The sequence below is a fragment of the Rhodococcus artemisiae genome, assembly GCF_036327795.1.
Taxonomy (GTDB): domain Bacteria; phylum Actinomycetota; class Actinomycetes; order Mycobacteriales; family Mycobacteriaceae; genus Rhodococcus; species Rhodococcus artemisiae.
In genome coordinates this window covers 71,074-95,808 of the sequence record NZ_JAUTXY010000008.1, presented here as the reverse complement: position 1 = coordinate 95,808, position 24,735 = coordinate 71,074, and the positions used below count along the sequence as shown (strand labels likewise).

Here is a 24,735-nt window from a genome sequence, read left to right as displayed (position 1 = left end):
GGACTCTCAGGCGCCGACCAGCTCTCCGAGGAGTTCGCGGAGACGGTCGGCGTCCTTGGCCCACGCCCGCACGAACGTCCCGCCTCGCAGCCGCAACCCGATGGCGGTACGACCGCGCGGAGTGTTGGCGAGTTCTCCGAGTACGCGGGCTGTCTCCCAGCGCTGCGGTTCGTCCCACGAATCCATTGCGGGCGGCAGTACCGCCTCGATGTCACTGACGTCGAGTTCCTCGGTGCCCTGACGCAACACCGTGCGAGTGAGGTCGACACTGACGTGGCGACGCGCCGCCGTCACCATGAGATAGGCGAATCCCGCGAGGACGATCGCAAGCGCCGGCAGCGCGAACCAGTGCACGACGGGGCCTGTCGCGAGTTCGACGATCAGTGCCACCGCGCAGAACACGGGCCCGAACGCGACCGTGCGCCACCTCGCGCCCGGCTCGTGGAACAGCGGCTCGGACGCGCCTCGTGGTTCGGCCCGGCCGGTCAAGCGGCGAGTGCCCCGGGAATGACGATGAGCAGCGTTGTCACAACACCGAGTACGCCGATCAGACCGATCAGCACAAGTTCGCGACGACGGCCGTAGGGCCGGGGTTCCACCTGCATGACGTCCTCACACTCGACGGGTACGGCCGCTCGGGCCCACGACGATTGATCACCGTACTCCGCATGTCCCGGTGCGCAAACCCGTGTGGCGCAGGTGGTGCGTCAGTCAGGAGGTCCCCTCGAAAGCATCGTGCGAGTCTGCGGTAATCGCGCAACCGCGGTCCGATCCGCTCGATCGAGGTCGCAGGTACGCGTATGACATACCACGCGCTGATCGGCCATCCACAATGCAGTCCGCTGGCATCGGTCCTCAGCGCGACCCTCGCGACCCGAGCAGTCGCGCAATTCCCTCCCGGGCTCGGCGCGGGGTCATGCCGGTGCGTGCCGCGATGTCCGCCGAGCTCATGCGCCCGTCCTCGACGAGGGCTGTATGGACGGCCTGCTCGTTCTCGGACAGAGGAGCCGGCGACCGACCGCCCACCGCGGTGTCGGTGTCGGTGATCCTGTGGAGCTGCTCGTCGCTGATGCGACCGAGTGCTCAGTTCTCCGGTAGCCGTAGAAAATACGCATTGGACTCGCGCCGATGCATCAGCACGATCGCACCCACCGTGAGCACGGCCTGGACGATGGAGATGACGCCGAGGGCGAGTCCGGATCCACCGCCGACACCCACACCGAATACCGTCGGTAGCGTCGAGAGGGTCATGAACACGCCGATCAGGGTCAATGCCATCCGCGCCCAGTTCCTCCCCTTGCACATCTTCCGGACGACGAGATAGAGCAGACCGACGATGGCCAGCCCGAAGACCACGGTGAGGATCACGACCAGCGGGATCGCGGCATCGAGGTCCGAGCGCGAGAGTTCCTGTGTCCCCGTGTCGGCCGTCATCTCGGTCATCATGTCGACGAGGTCGGTCCGCCCGTTCCAGAGGTCGTAGGCTCCGAACAGCAGGGTGACCACGGTGAGAACCAGAACTCCGCACCACAATTGGTAGGCGGTGACGATGTCCTGCGGGATCGGCCTGTCGGCAGGGGTGGACCGGTCGGGCGTCGGTGGCAGTGGGAAGCTCACGACAACGTACCCGCCACTTCGGCAGCCCAGTAGGTCAGCACGATGTCGGCACCCGCGCGCCTGATTCCGAGCAGCGATTCGGCGATCGCGGCATCACGATCGATCCAGCCGTTCGCGGCCGCGGCCGTGATCATCGAGTACTCTCCCGAAATCTGATATGCAGCAACGGGAACCGGCGACCGATCCGCCACCTCCCGCAGGATGTCCAGATACGACATGGCCGGTTTGACCATCACCATGTCGGCCCCCTCCGCCAGATCGAGGTCGAGTTCGTGCAGCGCCTCGCGTCGATTCGCCGGGTCCTGCTGGTAGGTGCGGCGATCGCCCTCGAGCGACGAGCCGACCGCTTCGCGGAAGGGCCCGTAGAACGCGGACGAGTATTTCGCCGTGTAGGCGAGTTGCGAGACGTCGACGTGACCGGCCGCGTCGAGCGCCGCCCGGATCGAGGCGACCTGCCCGTCCATCATGCCGCTGGGCCCGAGCACATGGGCACCCGATTCCGCCTGCGCGACTGCCATTTCCGTGTACCGCTCGAGGGTTGCGTCGTTGTCGACCACACCCGACGCAGTGAGCACCCCGCAGTGCCCGTGGTCGGTGAACTCGTCGAGACACGTATCGGCCATGATCACTGTGGAGTCACCGAGCTCACTGCGCAGGGCAGCGAGGGAACGGTTGAGCACCCCGTCGGGATCCGTTGCACCCGTACCCCGCGCATCCTTGTCTTCGGGTCGCGGCACACCGAACAACATGAGGCCACCGACGCCGGCCTCGACGGCAGCGGTCGCGGCAGTGAGCAGCGACTCGTCGGTGTGCTGGTACACGCCCGGCATCGACGGGATCTCCCAAGGCTCGGTGCGGCCGTCGGCGACGAACATCGGAAGCACGAGATGCCGGGGCTCGAGCGAGGTCTCCCCGACCAGGCGACGCATCGCCGCGGTCGTACGCAATCGGCGGGGACGGATATCGGGGAACATGTCGTCAGGACCCTCATCAGTTCGGGGAGTCATGCGCGGTTCCGGTAGCGGTTACTACCGGAACCGCGCACGAGTGGGTCAGCGGCGGGCGCGGGACTTCTTCCGCGGCGGGGGCAGAGCGCCTTCGGCCCGCAGTCGCGCGGCGTGCTCGGCGAGCGCCTCGACCAGAGGGCCGACCTGAGCGGTCTCGGGTCGCACATCCACCCGCAGTCCGAACTCGATCGCGGTCTCCGCGGTCTTCGGACCGATGCACGCGACGATGGTACGCGCGTGCGGCTTCCCGGCGATACCGACGAGATTGCGGACCGTGGACGACGAGGTGAAACACACCGCATCGAAACCACCGGTCTTGATCATCTCGCGGGTCTCCGCCGGCGGCGGCGCGGCCCGGACGGTGCGGTAGGCAGTGACGTCGTCGATCTCCCAGCCACGCTCACGCAAGCCCTCGGCGAGCGTCTCGGTCGCGATGTCCGCGCGGGGCAACAGCACCCGGTTGACCGGGTCGAACACATCGTCGTACGGCGCGAACTCGGCGAGCAGGCCCTCCGACGACTGTTCGCCGGTCGGGACGAGTTCGGGGGTGATTCCGAACGAGCGCACCTTCTCGGCAGTCGCCTGGCCGACACACGCGATCTTCACACCGGAGAACGCACGGGCGTCGAGTCCGAACTCCTCGAACTTCTCCCACACGGCACGCACCGCGTTCGTCGAGGTGAACACCACCCACTGGTAGCGACCGTCGACCAGTCCCTTGACGGCACGCTCCATCTGGGCGGGGCTGCGCGGAGGCTCGACGGAGATGGTCGGCACCTCCATCGGGATGGCGCCGTGCGAGACGAGCCGATCGCTCATCTCACCGGCCTGCTCCTTCGTCCGAGGAACCAGCACGGTCCAGCCGTAGAGGGCACGCGACTCCCACCACGACATCTTGTTGCGCTGCGACACGACCTTGCCGACCGTCACGACCAGCGGTCCGACGAATTCTGAGCCGGCGTCGTTGAGGGTCGCCAGCGTGGCCTCCACGGTGCGCTGCTGACGGGTCGTGCCGCGCACCGTGATGGCGGCGGGAGTCTGCGGAGCTACACCGTGCTCGACGAGTGCACTCGCGGTCTCGGCGAGATGCCCGGACGTCGCGTGCAGGACCAGCGGGCCGGGAGCGGCGGCCAGCGCAGCCCAGTCGACCTCGCCGCGGACGTCGGCCTCGGTGTGGGACGAACCGAGGGCCATGCCCGCGTAGCTGGGAACCGCGGAACCGGCGGGCAGGCCGGGCAGCACCTCGAACACCACCTGGGTGCGCGCCACGGCATTGACCTCGGCGATCACAGAATCGGTGGTCAGCGGGTCGCCCGCAACGAGGCGCACCACATCGTGGCCGTTCTTCGCTTCGGCGACCAAGGTCTTGGCCACCTCCGCGGGCTCGCCCAGCGCGGGACGCACATCGGCGATCGGCTCGCCCGTCTCCGGGTCGGTGCCGAGGTCGGTACCGACGAGAGCGACGACATCCCTGTCGACATCGGGGTCGGTGAAGGCGATCGTGGCACCCGTCAGGACGTCGCGCGCTCGAACGGTGAGCAACGCCGGGTCGCCCGGACCCGACCCCACGAACAGGATCCGTCCGGGAGTGTTCTTTCGGACTCGGCTCATCGGTTGTTCTCCAGTGCAATCAAATCTGCGGTAAGGGAAATTCGGGGCTGAATGGAAACGTCAATCATCGGCGGCCCACTGTTCGTCGTCGACGATCAGTTCTTTCGCACCGAGGTCGAGCAGTTCTCGGGCGAGTGCCCTTCCGAGTTCCTCTGCGCGGTCGAGCGAACCGACGATGCTCGCGCGGAGTACGTCCGATCCGTCGTGCGCGGCCGCACACCCGCGTACGGACAGTTCCTCGAAGACACGGCCGTCGTCGTCGAGCGACTCGACGACCTCTGCGATCGCACCGACCGGCGCGGTGCACCCTGCTTCGAGTTCGGCGAGCAGCGCACGCTCCGCGACAACGGCGGCGCGACTCGCCGGATCATCGAGTTGGGCGAGTATCTCGATCAGGGCAGCGTCCTCGGCGCGGCACTCGACTGCAAGCGCGCCCTGGGACGGCGCCGGCAGCATCTGTACCGGTTCGAGTGCTTCGGTGACCCGATCGAGCCGCCCGATGCGCGACAGGCCCGCCCGCGCGATGACGATTGCGTCGAGCTCACCCGAATCGACCTTGCCGATGCGGGTGTCGATGTTGCCGCGCAGCGGCTCGAGCTGCAAACCGAGGCCCATCGCAGCCAGCTGTGCACGGCGCCGCGGAGCCGACGTTCCTACCTTCGATCCTGCGGGCAGTTCCCCGAGCACCAACCCGTCGCGAGCGACGAGCGCATCGCGCGGATCCTCGCGAGGAGGAACTGCTGCGACGACCATGCGCGGATCCTGCTTCGTGGGCAGATCCTTGTACGAATGCACCGCCACGTCGACTTCACCGGCCAGCAAGGCCTCGCGGAGTTCTGCGGTGAACACACCGACACCGATGCGCTGCACAGGCCCGGGCGTGATGTCGCCCTTGGTCGTGATGACCACGAGTTCTGCCGCATGCCCGGCGGCGATCAGGGCGTCGCGAACAGTGCCTGCCTGGGTGGTGGCGAGCACGCTGCCCCGGGTACCGATGCGCAATGTGCGCTGCTCGCGCGGTGCGTCGATCCGGGTGGCTTCGGCGCTCATACCTTGCCGTCCTTTCGTGGAGCACGAAGCTCCGTCGTGATGACCGGATCAAGTGCGGCGGACAGATCCACCGACGTGGTCGGGTCGGTCAGTGACCCCAGTTCTTTCGTGGGGGTCGCAACAGCTTCGACTGCCCCCGGTCGCAGTTCGAACAACTCCCGCAGTGCCTCGGCGTACTGGTCGCCGCCCGGTGTCGACGCCAGCTGCTTCACCCGCACGGTCGGTGCGTGCAGCAACTTGTCGACGACACGGCGCACCGTGCGCGCGACCTCATCGCGCTGTCCGTCTCCCAGATCGGGAAGCCGAGAATCGAGGCGCATCAGTTCGCCCTCGACGACCTCCGCTGCACGCTGGCGCAGTGCGGTGACTGTGGGCGTCACCTCCGCGAGCCGTTGGGTGGTGAGGTACCCGGCAAGCTCCGATGCCACGATCGCGCGGGCCGCCTCGGCGTCGTCGGAGGCAGCACCGGCGGCGGGGTCGCGCTGCAATGCCTCCATGTCGAAGACGGTCACGCCGGGAAGTCCCGACACAGCGGGTTCGACGTCACGGGGAAGTCCGAGATCGCAGATCGCCAGCGGGCGTTCGCCACGGCCGGACTGTGCGAGCGCCCGGTGTGCGTCGGCGAGCGTGACGACCGTACCGACAGCTCCGGTGCAGGTGACAGCGACATCGGCCTGCGCCAGCGCTGCGGCCAGATCACCGAAATCGACGACCTCCGCGTCGACGCCGTTTCCGCGGGCAGTCGCGGCGAGGCGCTCGGCACGGTCGCGGGTGCGGTTCGTGAGGATGATCTTGGCGATGCCCGACCGCGTCAGGTGTGCCACAGCCAGACCGCCCATCGCACCTGCACCGATCACCGCGGCGGTCCGTCCACCCAAACCCCCGCCACCGAACAGCGCACCGGCCTTGTCGAGCGCAACCGAAACGACGGATGCACCGGCCGAGTCGATCCCGGTCTCCGAGTGCACACGCTTGCCGACGCGCAATGCCTGCTGGGCGAGTTCGTGCAGTGCACGCCCCGCAGCCTGCTGCGCGTCGGCGGTCGCATATGCGGTGCGGATCTGTCCGAGGATCTGCTGCTCACCGACGACCATGGAATCGAGGCCGCTGGCCACCGAGAAGAGATGCTCCGCCGCGGCTTCGCTGTAGCGCACATAGGCATGCTTGTGCAGATCCGCAAGGGTCAGGCCGGCGTGTTCCGACAGCAATTCACTGACATCGGCGAGCGCCCCGTGGAAGGCATCGACGACGGCATAGATCTCGACCCGGTTGCAGGTCGAGACGATCATCGCCTCGGAGATGTGATCCGACGCCATCATCTTGTCGGTCAGCTTGGGCCGGTCGGTGTCCGCGACGGCCACCTTCTCGAGAACCGACACCGGGGCGCTCCGATGCGAAATGCCAACGAGGAGAACACTCACGGCGCAATCACCGATCCGTTTCTGGTCACGGCCGAACCCAACGGGCCCGCCTTACCTGTTCTGGATCGCCGAGCCGGACTCGGCGTGGACACCGCAGACCCGAGCGGGCCGCGGGTGGGCGGGATACCCGCCGCGTGTGCTCCCCCGGCTGCCCGGAGAAGTTCGTCGTTTCGAGCGCTGTTGAACGAGAGCACCTGCATCTCGACCGCCAGGTCGACGCGGCGCACCTCGACGTGTTCGGGCACGTCCAGCTCGATCGGAGCGAAGCTCAGGACACTGCGAACACCGGACCGCACGAGCACGTCGCAGACGTCCTGCGCGGCATCCTCGGGTGTGGCCACGACGCCGATGGTGGCGCCTAATTCACGAGCGTCGGATTCCAGCCGGTCGACTCCCCGGACCACGAGATCGCCCACGGTCGACCCGACCAGAGCCGGGTCGGCGTCGAACAGACCTGAGAGGGTGAAGCCGCGGCGATCGAATCCGGGGTAGCAGGCGAGAGCGCGACCGAGATTACCCACTCCGACGAGAACGACACGGTGGCCGCGATCGAGCCCGAGCGCATTCTCGATGCGCGCCTGGAGGCGGAGCACGTCGTAGCCGACGCCGCGCACTCCGTTCGGCCCGAGGAAGGAGAGGTCCTTACGGAGCTTCGCCGATCCGACCCCGGCCGCACTCGCCAATTCCTCACTCGAGACGATGAGTGTGCCGGTCTCGGAGAGGCTACCGAGGACCCGCAGATAGTTCGCGAGACGCGTCACAGTAGCCTGGGGAATATCCCGGTATTGAGAACTCGGAGCAACCCGCTCGGAATCGGGAGTGGCACCCTCGCCGGTCCCGGCGGTGCCGCGGGCGTCTTCGCCCTGCGGTGGGTGCGGTTGCGTCACGTTCGTGGCTCCTCGTCCGGCCGGTGGACACGTCCGGCCTCACGGTGATCCGGGATTTCGTCCTCACCACGGTAACTGCTTGTGAAGCCATGCACAAAGTTGCTCGAGAGCCCCCGAATGTGCTTCCCACCTGCATCACGGCCGAGTGGCATCGCGTCACTGGGCGAGATCTGCGCGCAATCGCGGCTCGTCGACCTCCCAGTAGCTGTGCTCCTTACCGTCGAGGAGCACCACGGGCAGACGGTCCCCGAACTCGGCCCGCAATTCAGGGTCGGTGGCGGCAGCTTCATCCACATCGATGCAGGTGACCTGCAAACCGAAGTCCGCACACACCGCTTCGAGAACCGTGCGCGCAGGTCCGCAACTACCGCACCCGGCACGAACCAGAAGCGTCACCTCGCGAGCGGATGCAGGGGTCCCGGCCGAGCCGGAGGGTTGATCGGTCATGACGTCCACTCTGCGGCATCGACCCCGGAGACGAAGGTCACACCCACGGATCGGCCGAACGTCGAAGCCTGATAACGCGTCCACCACGGGCTACGCTTGCGGGCGGGTCGTGCACCGGGGTGTGACGCTGGGTCGGCACGACCGTCACGACACGGGAGGTGCGGGTGCCTGAACGTTCGTTGCCATACGGGCGGGGTATGGGTGAGGCGTGGGCGCGCATCATTCGGCCCGGCCGGCGACTGTTGTCGCGCAAATTCGGGCCGAGCGAAGAAGAGGTCCGCGCCAACCTCGCAGGTGAGGCGAGCGCCGACGCGGCTCTCGCCCTGCACGGTGCACGGAGTGAACCCGAAGCGGGAATCGAGCCCGGCACCGACACCGGTACCCGCGGCGCGACCGACCTGACAGCAGCCGCGTTCTTCGACGTCGACAACACGATGGTGCAGGGAGCGTCGATCATCCACTTCGCCCGCGGACTCGTCGCGCGGAACTACTTCCGCAAGACCGACCTCTTCGAGTTCGCGTGGCAACAGGTGAAGTTCCGGATCACCGGCAAGGAGAACAGCGACGACGTCGCAAGCGGCCGCGACAAGGCCCTCTCCTTCGTGCAGGGCAGATCCACTGCGGAACTCCGTCGACTCGGAGAAGAGGTCTACGACGACATCATCGCCGACAAGATCTGGCCCGGTACCCGCATGCTCGCGCAGATGCACCTCGACGCAGGTCAGCAGGTGTGGCTCGTCACGGCAACCCCGGTCGAACTCGCCGACGTCATCGCCAAACGCCTCGGCCTGACCGGCGCCTTGGGCACCGTCGCGGAGTCGGAGAACGGTGTGTTCACCGGCCGTCTCGTCGGCGACATCCTGCACGGACTCGGCAAGGCCCACGCGGTGCGCGCTCTCGCGATCCGCGAGGGCCTCAACCTCAAGCGGTGCACCGCGTATTCCGACAGCCACAACGACGTGCCGATGTTGTCACTGGTGGGAACGGCGGTCGCGATAAATCCCGATCCCGACCTGCGGCAGGTCGCACGCACTCGGGGCTGGGAAGTACGGGACTTCCGCACGGCACGCAAGGCGGCGAAGGTCGGTGTGCCGACAGCGCTCGGCCTCGGCGCCGCCGGCGGCGCGGTCGCTATCGTGCTCGGACGACGCCGCGACAAGGCCGCCTGACCTACACGTTCTCAGCCGAGGAAAACATTCCGGCGGCGAGTGAGCAGCTTGTAGAGGGTCTGCTGGATCACTTCACGGACATGGTCGGTGACCTCGAACAACACCATCGGATCGTCGGCCGATGCCTCGTCGTGGACGTCGGTGGCGATGGGTGTGCCGAATTCGATGTACCACTTGGACGGCAGCGGCACCGCACCGAGCGGTCCGAGCGCAGGAAAGAGCGGCGTGATCGGGAAGTAGGGCAGGCCGAGCAACCGCGCAAGCGAGGTGAGGTCGGCGATGTTCGGATAGATCTCCTCGGACCCCACGATCGAGCACGGGATGATCGGCGCGTGTGTCTTCAGGGCTGCGGAGACGAAACCGCCGCGCCCGAAACGCTGCAGCTTGTACCGCTCCTTGAACGGCTTGCCGAGCCCCTTGTACCCCTCCGGGAACACGGCGACGACCTGGTCTTCCCCGAGAAGTCGTTCGGCGTCGGGGTGGCACGCGAGGGTGTGTCCTGCCTTACGCGCCACGGTGCCGACGACCGGCATGTCGAAGGCCAGATCGGCCGCGAGCATCCGCAGCGGCCGGTGCGCACGGTCGTGCACTGCAACCGAGGTCATCAGGGCGTCGACGGGCAAGGTACCCGCGTGATTCGCAACTATGAGTGCACGACCGTCGGCCGGAATGTTCTCGATCCCCCGGACTTCGACGCGGAACCACTTGTCGAACAGCGGACGCAGCGCGGGCATGAGGATGTTGTCGTTGAAATGCGGGTCGAAGCCGAAGTCGTCGACCTCGTAGTCTCCGGTCATCCGGCGCCTGATGAACTCGGCGCCACCCGTGACGTGCCCGATCAGGGCGGTGCGCAGCTCGTCGAGGAAACCGTCCACGGCCGTCTGCTGCGATGGCAGCGGCGTGGCACGCTCGGTCGGGCGGCCCTGCGACGGATGCGCCGCGAAGGACTCCGCGGGCCGACCCGGAGCGGTGCGGCGGCTTCCTCCATGCAGCGGTATGACCTTGGCAACCTGAGTCATCGCACCTCCGTTCGCTCCCCGAGGGCGGAAAGCAGCATCGATTCGGCTTTGTCGACCCATTCGGACTTCACGAGGCGGGACATCCCGATTCCTCGTGCGAAGTCGTCGAGGGCTTCCTTGGTGGTCCAGCGCGGTTCGAATCCGAGTTCTTCGCGCATGCGTCTCGTGTCGAGACCGCATCCGAAGTGGAAATAGTCGAGTTCTTCCTTCGTGAACGACTTCATGACCGATCCCACGAGGGCATGGCCCACATTGCGGAACAAACCGTAGGGCATCGGCACGCTCAGGCCACCGGCCCGGCGCACGGCCTGCGTCATCATCACGATGCCGTCGCCCGCCACGTTGTAGGTACCGGGCGGCCCGCCGAGCGTCGCGCATTCGAGGGCGCCGAGCGCATCCTCCTCGTGCAGCAATTGCAGCCGTGCGTCGCGGCCGAGGACATTGGGGACCAGCGGCGAGGTGAGATAGTTCGAGACCGATCCCGGAAGTCGGTTACCAACCGTGGGTGCGAGCCGCAGAATCGTGGTGTCGATGTCGCTGCGCCGCCGCGCGAGGCCTCGCAGGTAGCCCTCGATCTCGATCATGTCGCGGGCGAACGCACCGGTGGGTCGACGCCGCGCGCTCATCTCCTCTGTGAACTTCGCGGGGTCCTTGGCGCTCGAGCCGTAGACGACCGACGACGACCGCAGCACCACCTTGCGCACCGACGGCGCTTTCTGACACACCGCGAACAGCTGCATCGCGCCGATGACGTTCATGTCCTTCATCGCGGCGCGTGCGCCGGACTTGGGCGCCTTGGTGACCGCCGAGGCGTGCACGACTGTGTCGACATTCATGTTTCTGATGACTTTGCCGATCAGCGGGTTCCTGATGTCGGCGAGGACGAACTCGGCGCGTCCCATGCGGCGATGCATGTCTTTGGTGGGTGACTGGGTATCGACGGCGATGACGCGTTCGATGTCCGGGTTCTGCGCCAGCCGGGTGACGAGGAAGCCACCGAGAAATCGGCTCGCACCCGTCACCAGTACGACACCTGGCGGCTCGGTCTGTCGCCCGTGTGAAGTCACAGCACCCCCTGCTCGCAGAACATCTCCGTCGTCGGCCCCACCTCGCCACTGGACGGTATGCGCTACAACAATACGGTGACATCGGCAACATCGCATGACACCTGGGTAAACGTCGAGTTGCTCACCGTGCAGGAAACAACGAATGCCCGCCACCATGGGTGACGGGCATTCGTTCGGCAGTACTGCCGCCGACGGCGACTGCTGCCGGCGGCAGCTCGGGTGCCGATATCGACAGTGACTTACTTGCCGAGTTTCCTACGCTGCACACGAGTGCGGCGGAGCAGCTTGCGGTGCTTCTTCTTCGACATGCGCTTGCGGCGCTTCTTGATCACAGACCCCATGTGGGCATCCCTCACGTTCTAATAGCGTTCCTGCGCACGCCGGTGACGTACGCCTTCTTCTGTCGGACGCTGGGCCTCGTGGTGACGAGGTCAGTGCCTCACGACACCGGCTGACCGGTACGACGAATAGCAATCGTACCGGTGCAGGAACGACCGGATGAAATCGAGGTCCGCTCCGTGCTTCGACAGCCTCCGAGTCGGATTATCCGACGTCGAAATACGATGTCTCGAGATAGTCGTGAACCGCTTTTGCGTGCACGCGGAACGAGCGCCCCACGCGCACAGCCGGCAGCTCACCGCTGTGTACGAGCCTGTACACGGTCATCTTCGACACCCTCATCAACGACGCCACTTCGGCGACCGTCAGGAATTGGGTACCTGCGAGGACCGACTGTCCGTCTTGGGGTTGACCCTTCGACGGTGTATTTCCTGAAACCATTACACACCTCCGGCACGTCCGCGCCGCCGGCTTCCCCTCCGGCGGAACAGACACGCACGTGCTCATTCGAGCTTAGCGTGACGAATGGTTCCTGTGCGACGATGGCGGCCACCAATTTCACTTCTGTCACACGGTTACGGCGTGTTGCGAGGCCCGGCGCCGGGAAGTTCGGCTATTCGGTACGGGCGCCGAGCTGCACCGATCGCTGTCGTGCGGCGTCCAGCGCGTCGTAGAACGCGGTGCGGATGCCGCCTCGCTCGAATTCTTTGATCGCTGCGGCCGTGGTGCCCCCGGGCGACGTCACGGCAGCACGCAGGTCCGCCGCGTTCTCCCCCGAATGCGCAAGCATCGCCGCCGAGCCGGTCATGGTCTGTACCACGAGATCCGTGGCTACGGCGCGGCTCAGCCCGAGCGCAACACCGGCGTCGATCATCGCCTCGGCGACGAGGAAGAAGTAGGCGGGACCTGAGCCAGAGACCGCGGTGACCGCATCCATCTGCGATTCGGGCACCACCGACACGGTGCCTACCGATCCGAGCATCTCGCGTACGAGGTCCAGGTGCTCGCCTTTCGCGTGACGTCCCGCGGCAAGCACGCTCGCGCCCTGCCCGACGAGCATCGGGGTGTTGGGCATCACGCGGACGACAGGAGATCCCGCAGGGAGCTTGTTCTCGTAGTGGGCGGTCGTGACGCCGGCAACGAGCGAGACGACGATCTGCTCGGTGTCGCTGTCGAGGTCGGCCGAGGTCACGTCTGCGATCACCGCATCGACATCGCCCGGTTTGACGGCCACGACGATCACGTCGGCGCCCTCGGCCGCATCGGCCGTGCCGTCGGTGACGCGGATCGCATATGCGCGCGCCAGTTCGTCTGCTCGCTCGGGCAGCTTCTCGACCACCACGAGGTCCTTGGTCGCGTAGCCGTTCTGCAGCAGCCCCGAGATCAGTGCCTCACCGATCCTGCCGCCACCGATCACCGCAATTCTCGTCATGGGTGACAGCGTGCCACGGGTCTCGCTGTGGCACGCATCGCAGTCCCGTGGTCGTTGGGGTCGGCGGCCGAGCGGCTCGTCAGCGCGGGATCATCGCGAGCTGACGGGACTGCACCACGACGGCCCCCGTCGTATCGACCACGGTGTGATCCGATTCGAACCAGGCCTGTCCGAGCACGATGCTCTCGTTCGTCAGGCGCAGCCAGCCCGGTTCAGGGAGCGCGCGTAGGTAGGCGGTCAGCTGCACGGTGGGCGCCCACCCGAACATGCCGCGGTTCATCGTCACGGGCGCCGAGATGTCTCCCGCCATGAGTGCGAACAGCGCCACCGTGTCGAGGTCCGCCTCGTCGGCGGGACGCAGCTTCGTCCACATGGCGATACGTGGATCACCTTCACGGTCGCCGCGCAGGAATCCCGCGGTCGACTCGTCGACGCGCATGTCGACGGAGCCGCACAGGTTCACGATCTGACCCATCGGGTGAGCAGGAGTGACGACCACCGCGTCCTCGGGCGGCCGGGCGGCCAACTCTGTGGCCGGGTGCGGTACGGCGTAGCGCGGCTCGCCGCCGTCGGGCAGGCCCAGCGTGACGCTCGCACGCACCGCGACTCGGCCGTCCTGCCCGAGTTCGGTCTCCACCACGGAGACCTGCTTGCCCAGCTTTCGGACCACGGTGGTGATCTCGACGTCGCCCGGGTCCGGCGCGGACACGAAGGACGCGCTCACCGCGAGAGGCTGGACCGCGGGATCGGCTCCGGCCTCGATCCCGGCGCGGCGGGCTGCGGAGGCACTTACTGCGAGCATGCATCCACCGTGCACCTTGGGTCCGATGGTCCAGGTGGGCGCGATGTGCGCCGACCAGGCGCCCTCGCCGGTAGCCGTGAGTGTGGTCAGGTCACGGAACGGATGGTCGGTGGTCACTGGGTCTCCTGCGGTTGTCGATCGGCTTCGGTGTGGTCCGGGTGGTCGGAGTCCGGGTGGTCGGAGTCGGCTGCTGCCGAGAAGATCCGGGCGGCGCGGTGCTGGTGCGCGAGGCGACGCATCGCGGCAAGTACCGGTTCGTACAGCGCGGTGCCGAGGACGGCGGCCTCGACGGTCTCCTGCCGCGAGGTCGTCGGAAGGAGGTCCACGTCGAGGTCCGCGATCTCGCGGATGTGCTCGCCGTAGACGTCGATGCGCCGTTCAGACATGGTCAGGCCGGCCGATTCGAGCGCCGCGAGCGCATGTTCGAGCTGGGCGACCGCGGTGAATCGCGGGTCGTATATCTGCCCGAGCCGCGCGAGCAGCGCGCGAGTGCGCGGGTAGTCGGCGTCGGGCGGGTTGTCGACATAGGGCGGGAGCGCCATCACTGCCTTACCGAGGGCGACGAACAGATCCTCGTCCGGATTCTCGGCGAGCGCGACGACCGCCTTGATCTTGTCGAGCGGAAGCCCCTGACCTGCGAGCGCGCGGACCAAACCGAGTCGCCTCATGTGCGTGTCGTCGTACTGTGCCTGCGTCGCGCTCGTTGCGCGACCCGGCATCAGCAGTCCTTCACGCAGGTAGTACTTCACGGTGGCCAGCGGCACACCGGCGCGTGCCGCCAATTCCGAGATCCGCATGCTCACCTCCGATTCCCTCTTGACATCAGATACTACAACTATCCAGTATTGGATACCTTCACTATCCAATCTAGGGACAGAGGCATCCCATGCATCCCGTGCTCGTCATCGTTCTCGGAGCGACACTGCTGACCGTCTCAGGTATTGCCTTCGGGGGCACTTTCCTATTGCGCGTCGCGAACGGCGGCGTGCCCACCAACGATCTTCAGAAGTCCTTCTTCCGCGCCGGGCACGCACACGCCGGAGTGCTCGTGACGCTCGGACTCGTCGTCGCCGTCACCACCCACGTAGCCGGCGCATCACCGGGATGGGCGGCCGCCGGCTCCATCGCCGTGCTGACTTCCGCGATCCTCATTCCGGCCGGGTTCTTCCTGTCGGTACTGGGTGCGAATCCCGCGCGACCGGGACGGATGATGGCATCGGTGTGGCTCGGCGCCGCATCACTGACCGTCGGCGTCGTGATCTCAGGCGTCGCGGTGCTCGCTGCCGGAATCAGCGCTCTCTGACACATCTTCGCCGCCCGGGACGGGCACATCAGCACCGCCCGGGACGGGCACATCAGCACCGCCCGGGACGGGCACATCCGCACCGGGTATTCGGGCGACGCCCGCTGCGCGCGGATGCTCGGGGCGTGTGGTGATCGCGCTCTGCGCGGGGCGATCGAGGTGCTTTCGTGCGAACGAGAGTGCCCGACCGAGCATCACCGACCGTTCGGACCGGGTCCGCGCGCTCTGCGTACTCACTTCGAGCACCACCTGGCCCGCGAAGTCGCTGGCGGCGAGTCGCCGGCACACCTCGGCGCACGGCTGGTCCCCTGCTCCCGGGATCATGTGTTCATCCACCGACGACCCGCGACCGTCTGCGAGGTGCAGGTGGTTGAGGCCCTGCCCCATCCTTTCGGCGAGTGCGAGCGCATCCATCCCCGCAGTCGCGGTGTGCGACAGGTCGAGCGTGTAGTGATCGAAGCCGGTGTCGGTGGGATCGAGTGACGGGCTGTAGGCCGACACTGCGGGCCCGGGGCCGCCGCGGCGCCGCAGGCGGTGTGCGCCACGGTCGCGAAACAGCACGTCCGCACGCATCGGATACATGTTCTCGACCGAGACCGACACGTGACTGCCCTGCTCGAGAGTCTTCACCTGCTCGACGAACCCCTCGGCGTATCGACGCTGCCAACGGAAGGGCGGGTGCACCACTACGGTCGACGCACCGAGGATCTCCGCTGCCTCGACCGACCGTCCGAGCTTCGCCACCGGATCGGCGCCCCAGACCCGCTGCGAGATGAGCAGGCACGGTACGTGCACCGCGAGCACGGGAATCCCGTACTTACGCACGAGCCGCTGTACCGCCCCGGGATCCTGGCTCACCGGGTCGGCCCACACCATGAGTTCGACCCCGTCGTAGTCGAGGTCGGCGGCGAACCGGAAAGCTGCCTCGGTGTTCTCCGGATACACCGAGGCCGTCGACAACCCCACCGGGATACGCCGCGCTGTCACCATGCCCGCAACCTCAACCGTTGGGTAGTAGGAACAGCAGTGGACCGAACGCCACGAACGCACCCACCCCGACAGCGATGAGCTGACTGGTGATGTCGTCTGTGCGGCGCAGAACCCGCACCAGCGCCACGAGGCCGACGATGACCAGCAATGCAAGACCGAACGCCACCCACGGCATCATGTCCCACAGCTTCTCGAAACCCTTGAACAAAAGACCGCCGACGACGATCGCAGCGACGCTCTCTCCGATGAGCAGCATCCACTGCTTGGCGCTGCCCCCGGACCCGTCGACGCTGTCGTCCGTGGTGGTGTCGGGTTTGCCCTTGCCGGAGCTGCTCTTCGACGCCGCATCGGACGACCCGGCCTCGTCTCTCGACGCGACGTTTCCGCTGGAGCCGGTCTTGCTCTTCGAGGACGCCTTGGTGGCATCCTTGCTCGCCGCGACCTTGCCCTTCGACGAGGACTTGCTCTTCGAGGACGCCTTACCGCCGTCCTCGTCCTTCGTGACGCCGATGGTGTCGGTGTCACCGTTATCGTCGTCGGCGCCGGTCCCCTGAAGATCGCTCGCGGGGCCCGAGAGCAATCGTGGCTCCGGAACATCCGATGCCCGCGGGGACGGTGACGCCGGCGAGGCCGCCGGCACGGGCCCGGCCACGTTGTCCAGGTGTGCCCTCGCTCGACGCGGCAGCGCCTCCGGGCGGATGATCTCGGTCGGCGATTCGACCTTCGCACCGTCCGAGACCGTGGTCTGACGGTTCTCCACGGTGGCTTTGCCGAAAGCAGTCTTGCCGGTAGAGGACTTTCCGACAGCGCGCTTACCGCCGGCCGACTTGTCGGTGGCAGACTCGACGACAGCAGGGGTCACCGTCGTCGCGTCCGTGTCGACCGCTTTCGGGCCGGCCGCCTTCGGCGTGATCGTCGTCAGTTCGTTGGCGGACGGCGGTGCCGGCGTCGGCAGGGTCGGTGTCGCGACCTTCGGGGTCTCGGGTACGACCGGCTCGACCTGTGGGGTCTCAGGAACGGCAGGCTCCACTTTCGGAGTCCTCGGGGTCGCCACCGCGGGTGTCTGCGGACTGCGATCGTCGACAGCCGAGCCGCTCCGGGGATCCGGCTCCGACTCCGACTCCGCGGGCACCCGAGTGATCGGGATCTCGCCGGTCAGTTCCGCCACGGAGATCCCGCCGGTGGTGCCACGACGGCGGCGGCCACCGCTGCGCGAACCCACCTTCTTGCCGTTCCGCGCGAGCAGTTCCGCTACCGAAATCTGTCCGGTATCCGTGCTCTTGCCGTCGGTCACTTGGATGCCACCACCAGTTCGCCGCCCATCTCAGTGTCGAGCTTCCGAAGAATCAAACCCTCACGCAACGCCCACGGGCAGATCTCCAGGGTCTCCACCCCGAGCGCCCGCATGCTCGCTTCGGCCACCAGCGCACCCGCGACGAGCTGCTGGGACCGGTCCGAGCTCACGCCCTCGAGCTCAGCACGGTCCGACGTCGTCATTCGCGAGATGAACGCGATCAGCTGCCGCAGGCCGCTGGCGGTCAACGTCCGTCGTACACGGATGCCCGCCGACGACGGTGCTGCGCCTGTCAATCGTGCCAGTGTGCGGAAAGTCTTGGAAGTCGCAACGGAAAGGTCCGGGTCGCCGGCATGACGCAGATGCTTCGTCGGCTCCGCGAGCTCGGCATCGAGCCAGTCGCGCAATGCCGCGATACGGCGCTTTCCTGGAGGGTCCTCCCGGAACCAGTCACGGGTCAGACGCCCGGCACCGAGCTGCAGTGAGTACGCCAGGTCTGGGTCCTCGTCACCGCCGAAGGTCAGCTCGAGCGAGCCACCACCGATGTCGACATTGAGGATGCGGCCGGCACTCCACCCGTACCAGCGGCGCACCGCCAGGAACGTCAACCTCGCCTCGTCGACTCCTGACAGGACGTCGAGGTTGACCCCTGCCTCGTTCCGGACCCGGGCGAGGACTTCCTCCGAGTTCCCCGCGTCGCGGACAGCCGAGGTTGCGAAGGCCATGAGCTCACCGCACCCGGAGGTCGCGGCGATGCTGGCGAACTCCCCTGCCGTCTCCACCAGTCGATCGGCACCGGAGACGGTGAGGTTCCCGTCGTCGTCGATGTTCTCGGACAACCGCAGCGTTGCCTTGGTCGAGCTCATGGGTGTGGGGTGGCCGCCACGATGGGCGTCCACCACCAGCAGATGAACGGTGTTGCTTCCGACGTCGAGTACCCCTAGGCGCACATGAATACGGTACTGGGTCTACCGTCGGGGGTTGTGACAGCAGGTATGTCCGGAGCTCAGCCCAAGATCGTTCCGGCCCCAGAAGTTCCCCTCGACTTTCCACGCGAGTGGGTCGAGTTCACCGACCCCGACAACGACGAACACATCATCGCTGCAGACATGACTTGGCTGCTCTCCCGGTGGACTTGCGTGTTCGGGACGCCCTCGTGCCAAGGCATCATTGCCGAGCGACCCGACGACGGGTGCTGCTCGCACGGAGCCTTCCTGACCGACAGCGACGACCGGAAGAAGCTGACCAGGGCAGTGAAGCATCTCACTCCCGACGACTGGCAATTCATGGAGAAGGGACTCGGCAAGAAGGGGTTCCTCGAGGAGGACGAACTCGAGGACGAACCCGCGCTGCGCACGCGCCGCTACAAGGGCGCGTGCATCTTCCTGAACCGGCCGGGCTTCGAAGGCGGTGTGGGCTGCGCGCTCCACAAGATGGCGCTGCGTCGCGGCATCGAGCCGCTCGAGATGAAGCCGGACGTGTGCTGGCAGCTCCCGATCCGCCGGACCCAGGACTGGGTGGAACGACCGGACGGTACCGAGATCCTGCGCACCGCGATCACTGAATTCGACCGGCGAGGCTGGGGTGAGGGCGGCCACGATCTGGACTGGTACTGCTCCGGCTCCCCTGATGCGCATGTCGGCACGAAGCCGGTATGGCAGTCCTACGCCCCCGAGCTCCGAGAGCTCATCGGGAAACCGGCCTACGACGAACTCGCCCGCCTGTGCAAGCGTCGCGAAGGCCTCGGACTGATCGCGATCCATCCCGCTACCGCGGTCGCCGAGCACCACCACTGACAGGTGCGTGGTTTCGGTAGCTGCTGCTACCGAAACCACGCACCGGGCGCCTCGGGCGTCAGCCCTCCGGCTTGTATCAGCCCTCCAGCTTGTAGCCCAGGCCGCGCACCGTCACGAGATGCTGTGGCTTCGCGGGGTCGGTCTCGATCTTCGAACGAAGCCGCTTGACGTGGACGTCGAGGGTTTTCGTGTCGCCCACGTAGTCCGCTCCCCACACTCGGTCGATGAGCTGCCCACGAGTCAGGACGCGTCCCGAATTACGCAGCAGGTATTCGAGCAGATCGAATTCCTTCAGCGGTAGGGCGACGTCCTCACCGTTGACCTGCACGACGTGGCGGTCGACGTCCATGCGCACCGGACCGGCCGCAAGCACCGCGTCGTCCTGCCCGATCTCGATGTCGGGATCGGCGCCCCGCCGCAGCACCGCACGGATCCGGGCGATGAGCTCCCGGGCCGAGTACGGCTTGGTCACATAGTCGTCGGCACCGAGTTCCAGTCCCACGACCTTGTCGATTTCGCTGTCGCGGGCGGTCACCATGATGACCGGCACACCCGAACGGCTGCGCAACTGCTTGCACACGTCGGTGCCGCTCATGCCCGGCAACATCAGGTCGAGGAGGACGATGTCTGCCCCGCCCCGGTCGAACTCTGCCAACGCCGTGGGCCCGTCGCCCGCGATCGTGGTCTCGAACCCTTCCTTGCGCAGCAGGAATGCGAGCGGATCTGCCAGCGACTCCTCGTCCTCCACGATCAGCACACGCGTCACCGTTGCGTCCTCCGTTGCTTTCTCGGTTCTGTTCCACCCGATTCCGGGTGCGGTTACGGCCGGACTCATTGTCCGACCGCCGTATCGTGCCGCGTTGCGGCGGGCTCGTTGTCGGGCTTCTCGAAATGAGCGGGGATGAGCAGGGTGAACGTCGAGCCGGTTCCCGGTTTGCTCCACAGCACGATGTCGCCGTGGTGATTCGCGGCGACGTGCTTGACGATCGCAAGCCCCAGACCGGTACCTCCCGTTGCCCGCGACCGCGCCTTGTCGACGCGGAAGAAGCGCTCGAACACACGCTCCTGGTACTGGCGCTCGATTCCGATTCCTCGATCGGTGACCGCGATCGCGACACACCCGTCGCGCAGAGACCTGCTCACCGTCACCGGGCTGCCCGGTGGGGAGTAGGCGATCGCGTTCTCTATGAGGTTGGTCAACGCCGTCACCAACAGGGGATGGTCGCCGAGCATCTGGTATCCGGTCGGGCGGTCGGTGTTGATCTCGATGTTCGCGTTCTCGGCGGTGAGCCGGGTGCGGTCGAGAGCATCCTCGATCACCGTGTCGACATCGACTTCCTCGAGGTCCGGGAGCTTCTCGGCGCCCTGCAACCGTGACAACGCGATCAACTCCGTGACCATGTTGCCGAGCCGGGTCGCTTCGCTCTGGACCCGCTGCCCGAAGTGCCGCACGCTCTCGGGATCGTCGACGGATTCGAGCAGGGCCTCTGCCAGCAGCGCCATCGCGCCGACCGGTGTCTTGAGTTCGTGGCTGACGTTGGCGACGAAGTCTCGACGGGTGGCTTCCATCCGGACCTGTTCGGAATCGTCGTAGGCGTACAGAACCACGAAGCGTGGATCGTCGTCGAGCAACTTCTTGGCGAGGCAACGCACCGCGACACGGTCGCGGCCGTGCGGGTTCTTCCGGCTGAGGTCGAGTTCGACGGTGGTCCCGCCCTCGAGGACCCTGCAGGCAGCGATCCATGCGCGTTCGTCGAGAAGCCGCCGGCTGACCAGACCCAACTCCTCCGCGCGCGGGTTGTAGAGGATGACGTCGTGAAACTTGTCGACGACGGCAATGCCGGTGGAAGCGCCGTACACGACACGGTCCAGCACGGTTGCCATTGTGAGTTCGTCGTCGTCGTTGCGGTCGCGACGACGACGCGACCACATCAGCGAGGCGGCGAGCAGTGCGCCCAGGATTGCGGCGACCACGGCCACCAGGACGAGCTGCAGAACATTCACGATTCGAATCGTAATGACACCCCACCGTGGAGCGACAGCGGGTAGCCAACACTCTCTGCACGTCACGGGCCATTTTTCGACGGTTGGCCAGGTGTTCACCTGAAATTTGCCGAACCCCGCGCGACGACGAGTCGCACGGGGTTCGGTTTGTCCGATTGCGCTCTACTTGGCGCCCTGGTTCGCGACGGCAGCAGCGCCTGCCGCAGCAGCCTCCGGGTCGAGGTAGGTTCCGCCGGGGTTCAGCGGACGCAGATTCTCGTCGAGGTCGTAACGCAGCGGGATGCCCGTCGGAATGTTCAGCCCGGCGATGTCCTCGTCGGAGATGCCGTCGAGGTGCTTGACCAGTGCCCGCAACGAGTTTCCGTGTGCGGTGACCAGCACGGTCCTACCCGCCAGCAGGTCTTTCGAGATGGTCTCTTCCCAGTACGGGATCAAGCGGGTCACGACGTCCTGGAGGCATTCGGTCAGCGGCACCTCGTCGACGTCCGCATAGCGCGGATCCTGATCCTGGCTGTACTTCGACCCCGCCTCGATCGGGGGCGGAGGGGTGTCGTAGCTACGACGCCAGAGCATGAACTGCTCGTCGCCGAACTCGTCCTTGATCTCGGCCTTGTTCTTCCCTTGCAGGGCACCGTAGTGGCGCTCGTTGAGTCGCCAGTCGCGCACGACCGGGATCCAGTGCCGGTCCGCGGCGTCGAGAGCGTAGTTCGCGGTGCTGATCGCACGACGCAGCAGCGAGGTGTAGAGGACATCGGGAAGAACATTCTGCTCTGCGAGCAGGGCGCCTGCGCGCTTACCCTCTGCGACACCCTTGTCGGTGAGGTGCACGTCTACCCAGCCGGTGAACAGGTTCATCGCGTTCCATTCGCTCTCGCCGTGGCGGAGCAGAACAAGTGTTCCGATACTCATGGCTTCAATCCTGACACGATCGTGTGGCCGATTCCCCCACGGGCGCGTCAAATGTCCGCTATATCTGACAACACGCGTTGCCATACTTGCCGGGCGCCGCCGGGCAACACGAAGCGACCATCGCAAACCGGGGGGATCAATTGACCGAATTCCACATGACCCGACGTGCCGTCCTGACCGCATTCGGCGCCTTCGGCGCAACCGCTGCCCTCGGCGCAACCGCCGCCGTCCCCGGCATCGCGCACGCCGGGCCACGCTCACATCCGGTGCCCCGATCCCCCGCACTACGTTCGAACGGCCGTAGCGTGGCGGTACTCGGGGGCGGAATGGCAGGCCTCACCGCGGCGCACGAGCTCATCGAGCGCGGATTCGACGTGACGGTGTACGAGCCGACAGCACTCGGCGGCAAAGCCCGCAGCATGCCGTCACCGGACACCGCGGCGGGCGGCCGGCTCGACCTTCCGGGCGAGCACGGATTCCGCTTCTTCCCCGGATTCTATCAGCACATTCCCGATACGATGCGTCGAATACCGTTCCCGCACAATCCTAATGGGGTTTTCGACAACCTCGTTGCCGGGCCCGCGTTCCGCATGTCGGTCCCCGGCGGACCGGATCTGACGGCACCGAGCTCGATCGATCGGCTCGACGTGTACGACGCCGAGTCGCTACAGCGTTCGCTCGCCGCCGCATTCTCACTCGGCGGAGCCATCCCGCCGCACGAGCTGTCGGTCTTCCTCCGGAAGCTCACGATGTTCCTGACCAGCAGCATCGAGCGCCGGGACGGCGAGTGGGAACATCAGACGTGGTCGCAGACTCTGGAATCCGACGGAAAGTCGAAGGGATATCACGATATTCTGGTATCGGCGTTGACCCGGCAACTTGTGGCCGCCCGCCCCGACAGGGTTTCCACCCGCACGATCGGCATCATGGGCCAGGCTTTCGTCTGGAATGCGATGGGCATCGTGCCCGCCTACGGGCACCTCGATCGTCTGTTGTCGGCACCGACCAACGAAGCGTGGATCGATCCGTGGGCCCAGCTGCTTCGGGACCGCGGGGTCCGATTCGAGATGGGCTGGGCTGCTGAATCGTTCGACATGTCGGGCGGGAAGATCAGCGGCGTCCGCGTCGTCGATTCGTCCGGTGACCGCGCGCAGGTCGAGGCCGACTGGTTCGTCGCCGCGATGCCCGTCGAACGCGCTGCCCCGCTGTGGTCGCGCGAGATGCTCGACGCCGAACCACGTTTGGGCCTCATGCACAACCTGGTCACCGATTGGATGGTCGGCATCCAATACTTCATGCGCAAGCCCACCCCGATCGCCGCCGGGCACGTCGCATATCTCGGAACGCCGTGGGCGCTCACGTCGATCAGCCAGGCGCAGTTCTGGCGCGGATCGTTCGCCGACCGCTACGGCGACGGCAGTGCCGTCGACTGCCTCTCGGTCGACATCTCCGATTGGGACACTCCCGGAATCCTCTACGGCAAGCCCGCGAAGGAATGCACGGCCGAGGAGATCTCGCGCGAGACGTGGGCCCAGATGAAGGCATGTCTCGACGACACCGGCGAGCAGAATCTCCGCGAGGAGGATCTCGTGTCATGGTTCATCGATCCCGGAGTGCGCTGGAATGCCGCGACAGGCCGCAACACCAACGACACTCCGCTCCTGATCAACACGGTGGGCTCACATGCCGATCGGCCCGATGCCCGCACCTCGATCCCGAATCTGTTCCTGGCCGGCGACTACGTGCGGACCGACATCGATCTGGCGACAATGGAGTCGGCGAACGAGTCCGCCCGCGCCGCTGTGGGCGCCTTGCTCGAGGCCGCCGACTCCCCCTCGCCGCCGCCGGCGATGTTCACGCTGCACGAGCCGCCCGAGTTGCAGCCACTGAGGCAGATCGACGCCGATCGCTATCGTTCCGGCCTGCCGCATCTGCTGGCGTGAGGGTCGAGGTGCCGCGACCAACGCCGCACCGGCGAAAACCGACTCGCACGGACGAACGCGCATGTCCCGCGTGCACGGTGTGCACGCGGGACATGTCACGAATCCGCGGAAGCGGCCGGATCAGAGGTACTGACCGCAGACCGGCCACGCACCGGCACCCTGGCCGGCGAGAACGTTCTCGGCGACGCGGATCTGCTCGGCCTTGGACGCGTTGCTGGCGACGCCGGTTCCGCCGTACGCCTCCCAGGTGCTCTGGCTGAACTGGAGACCACCGTAGTAGCCGTTACCGGTGTTGATGGCCCAGTTTCCGCCGCTCTCGCACTGCGCGACGGCATCCCAGTTGCCGGACGCTGCGCTCGCGGTGCCGGTTCCCAGAGCGAAGGGGGTGACGATGAGGGCGGCCGCGGTTGCGACGGTGCCCAGGGTGCGCTTGATGTTGAACTGTGCCATGTCTTATGAATCCTCTCGGCTGCTTTGCGGGACCCGGGCCAGAATGTCGACCGAATGTCGATCGCCGATTGTCGACGACTCGATTTGTCTCGCACTGCCCCTCGGGTGTGGTTTCATCCGGATTTTCCGCGGGGCAGATTCAGCGGCTGCGGGTCCGGTGTAACGACCTGTTCGTTGT

At 66.5% G+C, this 24,735-nt stretch carries 26 protein-coding genes and 1 pseudogene; 4 read left to right on the top strand and 23 right to left on the bottom strand.

Features of this window, described 5'->3' with window-relative positions:
- Positions 1-6: 6 nt before the first annotated feature.
- The 9 genes from Q7514_RS17885 to Q7514_RS17845 form a co-directional block, all read right to left on the bottom strand.
- Positions 7-489 (bottom strand): hypothetical protein, encoded by a 483-nt coding sequence (locus tag Q7514_RS17885; RefSeq protein WP_330134626.1) that lies wholly within the window; start codon positions 487-489, stop codon positions 7-9.
- A gap of 366 nt (positions 490-855) precedes the next feature.
- Positions 856-1,026 carry a winged helix-turn-helix transcriptional regulator gene (locus tag Q7514_RS17880; protein ID WP_330134625.1) on the bottom strand — a complete coding sequence of 57 codons (171 nt, stop codon included), beginning with the start codon at positions 1,024-1,026 and terminating at the stop codon, positions 856-858.
- A gap of 57 nt (positions 1,027-1,083) precedes the next feature.
- Positions 1,084-1,617, bottom strand: coding sequence for a hypothetical protein (locus Q7514_RS17875; RefSeq protein ID WP_330134624.1), 534 nt, complete (start codon positions 1,615-1,617; stop codon positions 1,084-1,086).
- A complete protein-coding gene (hemB, locus tag Q7514_RS17870) occupies positions 1,614-2,591 on the bottom strand; it encodes a porphobilinogen synthase (RefSeq protein ID WP_330134753.1) in 978 nt (325 codons plus the stop codon). Before hemB ends, Q7514_RS17875 begins: the two co-directional genes overlap by 4 nt.
- A 78-nt stretch (positions 2,592-2,669) precedes the next feature.
- Positions 2,670-4,235, bottom strand: a complete 1,566-nt coding sequence (locus tag Q7514_RS17865) for a bifunctional uroporphyrinogen-III C-methyltransferase/uroporphyrinogen-III synthase (RefSeq protein ID WP_330134623.1) — start codon at positions 4,233-4,235, stop codon at positions 2,670-2,672.
- 60 nt (positions 4,236-4,295) lie between these two features.
- The gene (hemC, locus tag Q7514_RS17860) at positions 4,296-5,285 is read right to left on the bottom strand and encodes a hydroxymethylbilane synthase (protein WP_330134622.1); all 990 of its coding nucleotides are present in this window, start codon (positions 5,283-5,285) and stop codon (positions 4,296-4,298) included.
- Entirely contained in the window at positions 5,282-6,706 is a 1,425-nt protein-coding gene (locus Q7514_RS17855; RefSeq protein ID WP_330134621.1) for a glutamyl-tRNA reductase, read from the bottom strand. The genes hemC and Q7514_RS17855 overlap by 4 nt, the downstream gene beginning before the upstream one ends.
- Positions 6,703-7,593 carry a redox-sensing transcriptional repressor Rex gene (locus Q7514_RS17850; RefSeq protein WP_330134620.1) on the bottom strand — a complete coding sequence of 297 codons (891 nt, stop codon included), beginning with the start codon at positions 7,591-7,593 and terminating at the stop codon, positions 6,703-6,705. The genes Q7514_RS17855 and Q7514_RS17850 overlap by 4 nt, the downstream gene beginning before the upstream one ends.
- A 156-nt stretch (positions 7,594-7,749) precedes the next feature.
- On the bottom strand, positions 7,750-8,040 hold the full coding sequence (locus Q7514_RS17845) for a glutaredoxin family protein (protein ID WP_330134619.1): 291 nt from the start codon (positions 8,038-8,040) through the stop codon (positions 7,750-7,752).
- 164 nt (positions 8,041-8,204) lie between these two features.
- Here Q7514_RS17845 and Q7514_RS17840 point away from each other — a divergent pair, with 164 nt between their 5' ends.
- Positions 8,205-9,209, top strand: a complete 1,005-nt coding sequence (locus Q7514_RS17840; protein WP_408016124.1) for an HAD family hydrolase — start codon at positions 8,205-8,207, stop codon at positions 9,207-9,209.
- Between the two features lie 11 nt (positions 9,210-9,220).
- Here the strand turns inward: Q7514_RS17840 and Q7514_RS17835 are convergent, their stop codons facing one another.
- From Q7514_RS17835 to Q7514_RS17805, 7 genes are all read right to left on the bottom strand, one after another.
- Positions 9,221-10,228 (bottom strand): lysophospholipid acyltransferase family protein, encoded by a 1,008-nt coding sequence (locus tag Q7514_RS17835; RefSeq protein WP_330134618.1) that lies wholly within the window; start codon positions 10,226-10,228, stop codon positions 9,221-9,223.
- Entirely contained in the window at positions 10,225-11,250 is a 1,026-nt protein-coding gene (locus tag Q7514_RS17830; RefSeq protein ID WP_408016123.1) for an NAD-dependent epimerase/dehydratase family protein, read from the bottom strand. Before Q7514_RS17830 ends, Q7514_RS17835 begins: the two co-directional genes overlap by 4 nt.
- Before the next feature lie 284 nt (positions 11,251-11,534).
- Entirely contained in the window at positions 11,535-11,636 is a 102-nt protein-coding gene (locus tag Q7514_RS17825; RefSeq protein ID WP_003402602.1) for a 30S ribosomal protein bS22, read from the bottom strand.
- A 202-nt stretch (positions 11,637-11,838) separates the two neighbouring features.
- Positions 11,839-12,075, bottom strand: a complete 237-nt coding sequence (locus Q7514_RS17820; RefSeq protein WP_054719598.1) for a helix-turn-helix domain-containing protein — start codon at positions 12,073-12,075, stop codon at positions 11,839-11,841.
- A gap of 172 nt (positions 12,076-12,247) precedes the next feature.
- A complete protein-coding gene (proC, locus tag Q7514_RS17815; protein WP_330134616.1) occupies positions 12,248-13,066 on the bottom strand; it encodes a pyrroline-5-carboxylate reductase in 819 nt (272 codons plus the stop codon).
- A 79-nt stretch (positions 13,067-13,145) separates the two neighbouring features.
- Positions 13,146-13,985: a thioesterase family protein gene (locus Q7514_RS17810; protein WP_330134615.1), complete on the bottom strand. Its 840-nt coding sequence runs from the start codon at positions 13,983-13,985 to the stop codon at positions 13,146-13,148.
- Positions 13,982-14,665, bottom strand: a complete 684-nt coding sequence (locus Q7514_RS17805) for a MerR family transcriptional regulator (protein WP_330134614.1) — start codon at positions 14,663-14,665, stop codon at positions 13,982-13,984. Before Q7514_RS17805 ends, Q7514_RS17810 begins: the two co-directional genes overlap by 4 nt.
- Positions 14,666-14,754: 89 nt before the next feature.
- On the opposite strand from Q7514_RS17805, the gene Q7514_RS17800 reads away from it, so the two are divergent.
- The gene (locus Q7514_RS17800; protein ID WP_330134613.1) at positions 14,755-15,171 is read left to right on the top strand and encodes a hypothetical protein; all 417 of its coding nucleotides are present in this window, start codon (positions 14,755-14,757) and stop codon (positions 15,169-15,171) included.
- Here the strand turns inward: Q7514_RS17800 and Q7514_RS17795 are convergent.
- From Q7514_RS17795 to Q7514_RS17785, 3 genes are read right to left on the bottom strand one after another with little or no spacing between them, the layout of a single operon-like run.
- A complete protein-coding gene (locus Q7514_RS17795) occupies positions 15,130-16,161 on the bottom strand; it encodes a sugar phosphate isomerase/epimerase family protein (RefSeq protein WP_330134612.1) in 1,032 nt (343 codons plus the stop codon). The two genes, Q7514_RS17800 and Q7514_RS17795, sit on opposite strands and share 42 nt — an antisense overlap.
- A gap of 10 nt (positions 16,162-16,171) precedes the next feature.
- Complete coding sequence (locus tag Q7514_RS17790; protein WP_330134611.1) at positions 16,172-17,455, bottom strand: hypothetical protein; 1,284 nt, start codon at positions 17,453-17,455, stop codon at positions 16,172-16,174.
- Positions 17,452-18,405, bottom strand: a complete 954-nt coding sequence (locus Q7514_RS17785; RefSeq protein WP_132471757.1) for a Ppx/GppA phosphatase family protein — start codon at positions 18,403-18,405, stop codon at positions 17,452-17,454. The genes Q7514_RS17790 and Q7514_RS17785 overlap by 4 nt, the downstream gene beginning before the upstream one ends.
- 45 nt (positions 18,406-18,450) lie before the next feature.
- Here Q7514_RS17785 and Q7514_RS17780 point away from each other — a divergent pair, with 45 nt between their 5' ends.
- Positions 18,451-19,251: a hypothetical protein gene (locus Q7514_RS17780; protein ID WP_330134751.1), complete on the top strand. Its 801-nt coding sequence runs from the start codon at positions 18,451-18,453 to the stop codon at positions 19,249-19,251.
- A 76-nt stretch (positions 19,252-19,327) separates the two neighbouring features.
- Here Q7514_RS17780 and Q7514_RS17775 read toward each other — a convergent pair whose 3' ends face one another.
- The 3 genes from Q7514_RS17775 to Q7514_RS17765 all read right to left on the bottom strand — a co-directional run bounded on the left by Q7514_RS17775 (position 19,328) and on the right by Q7514_RS17765 (position 22,173).
- Positions 19,328-20,017 carry a response regulator transcription factor gene (locus Q7514_RS17775; protein ID WP_054715125.1) on the bottom strand — a complete coding sequence of 230 codons (690 nt, stop codon included), beginning with the start codon at positions 20,015-20,017 and terminating at the stop codon, positions 19,328-19,330.
- Between the two features lie 65 nt (positions 20,018-20,082).
- Entirely contained in the window at positions 20,083-21,255 is a 1,173-nt protein-coding gene (locus Q7514_RS17770) for a sensor histidine kinase (protein WP_330134610.1), read from the bottom strand.
- Positions 21,256-21,417: 162 nt separating this feature from the next.
- Entirely contained in the window at positions 21,418-22,173 is a 756-nt protein-coding gene (locus Q7514_RS17765) for a phosphoglyceromutase (protein WP_330134750.1), read from the bottom strand.
- 146 nt (positions 22,174-22,319) lie between these two features.
- Here Q7514_RS17765 and Q7514_RS17760 point away from each other — a divergent pair, with 146 nt between their 5' ends.
- Entirely contained in the window at positions 22,320-24,107 is a 1,788-nt protein-coding gene (locus Q7514_RS17760) for a hydroxysqualene dehydroxylase (RefSeq protein WP_330134609.1), read from the top strand.
- A gap of 123 nt (positions 24,108-24,230) precedes the next feature.
- Here Q7514_RS17760 and Q7514_RS17755 read toward each other — a convergent pair.
- A pseudogene (locus Q7514_RS17755) lies at positions 24,231-24,557 on the bottom strand (transglycosylase family protein); the annotation flags it as partial.
- Positions 24,558-24,735: the final 178 nt, after the last annotated feature.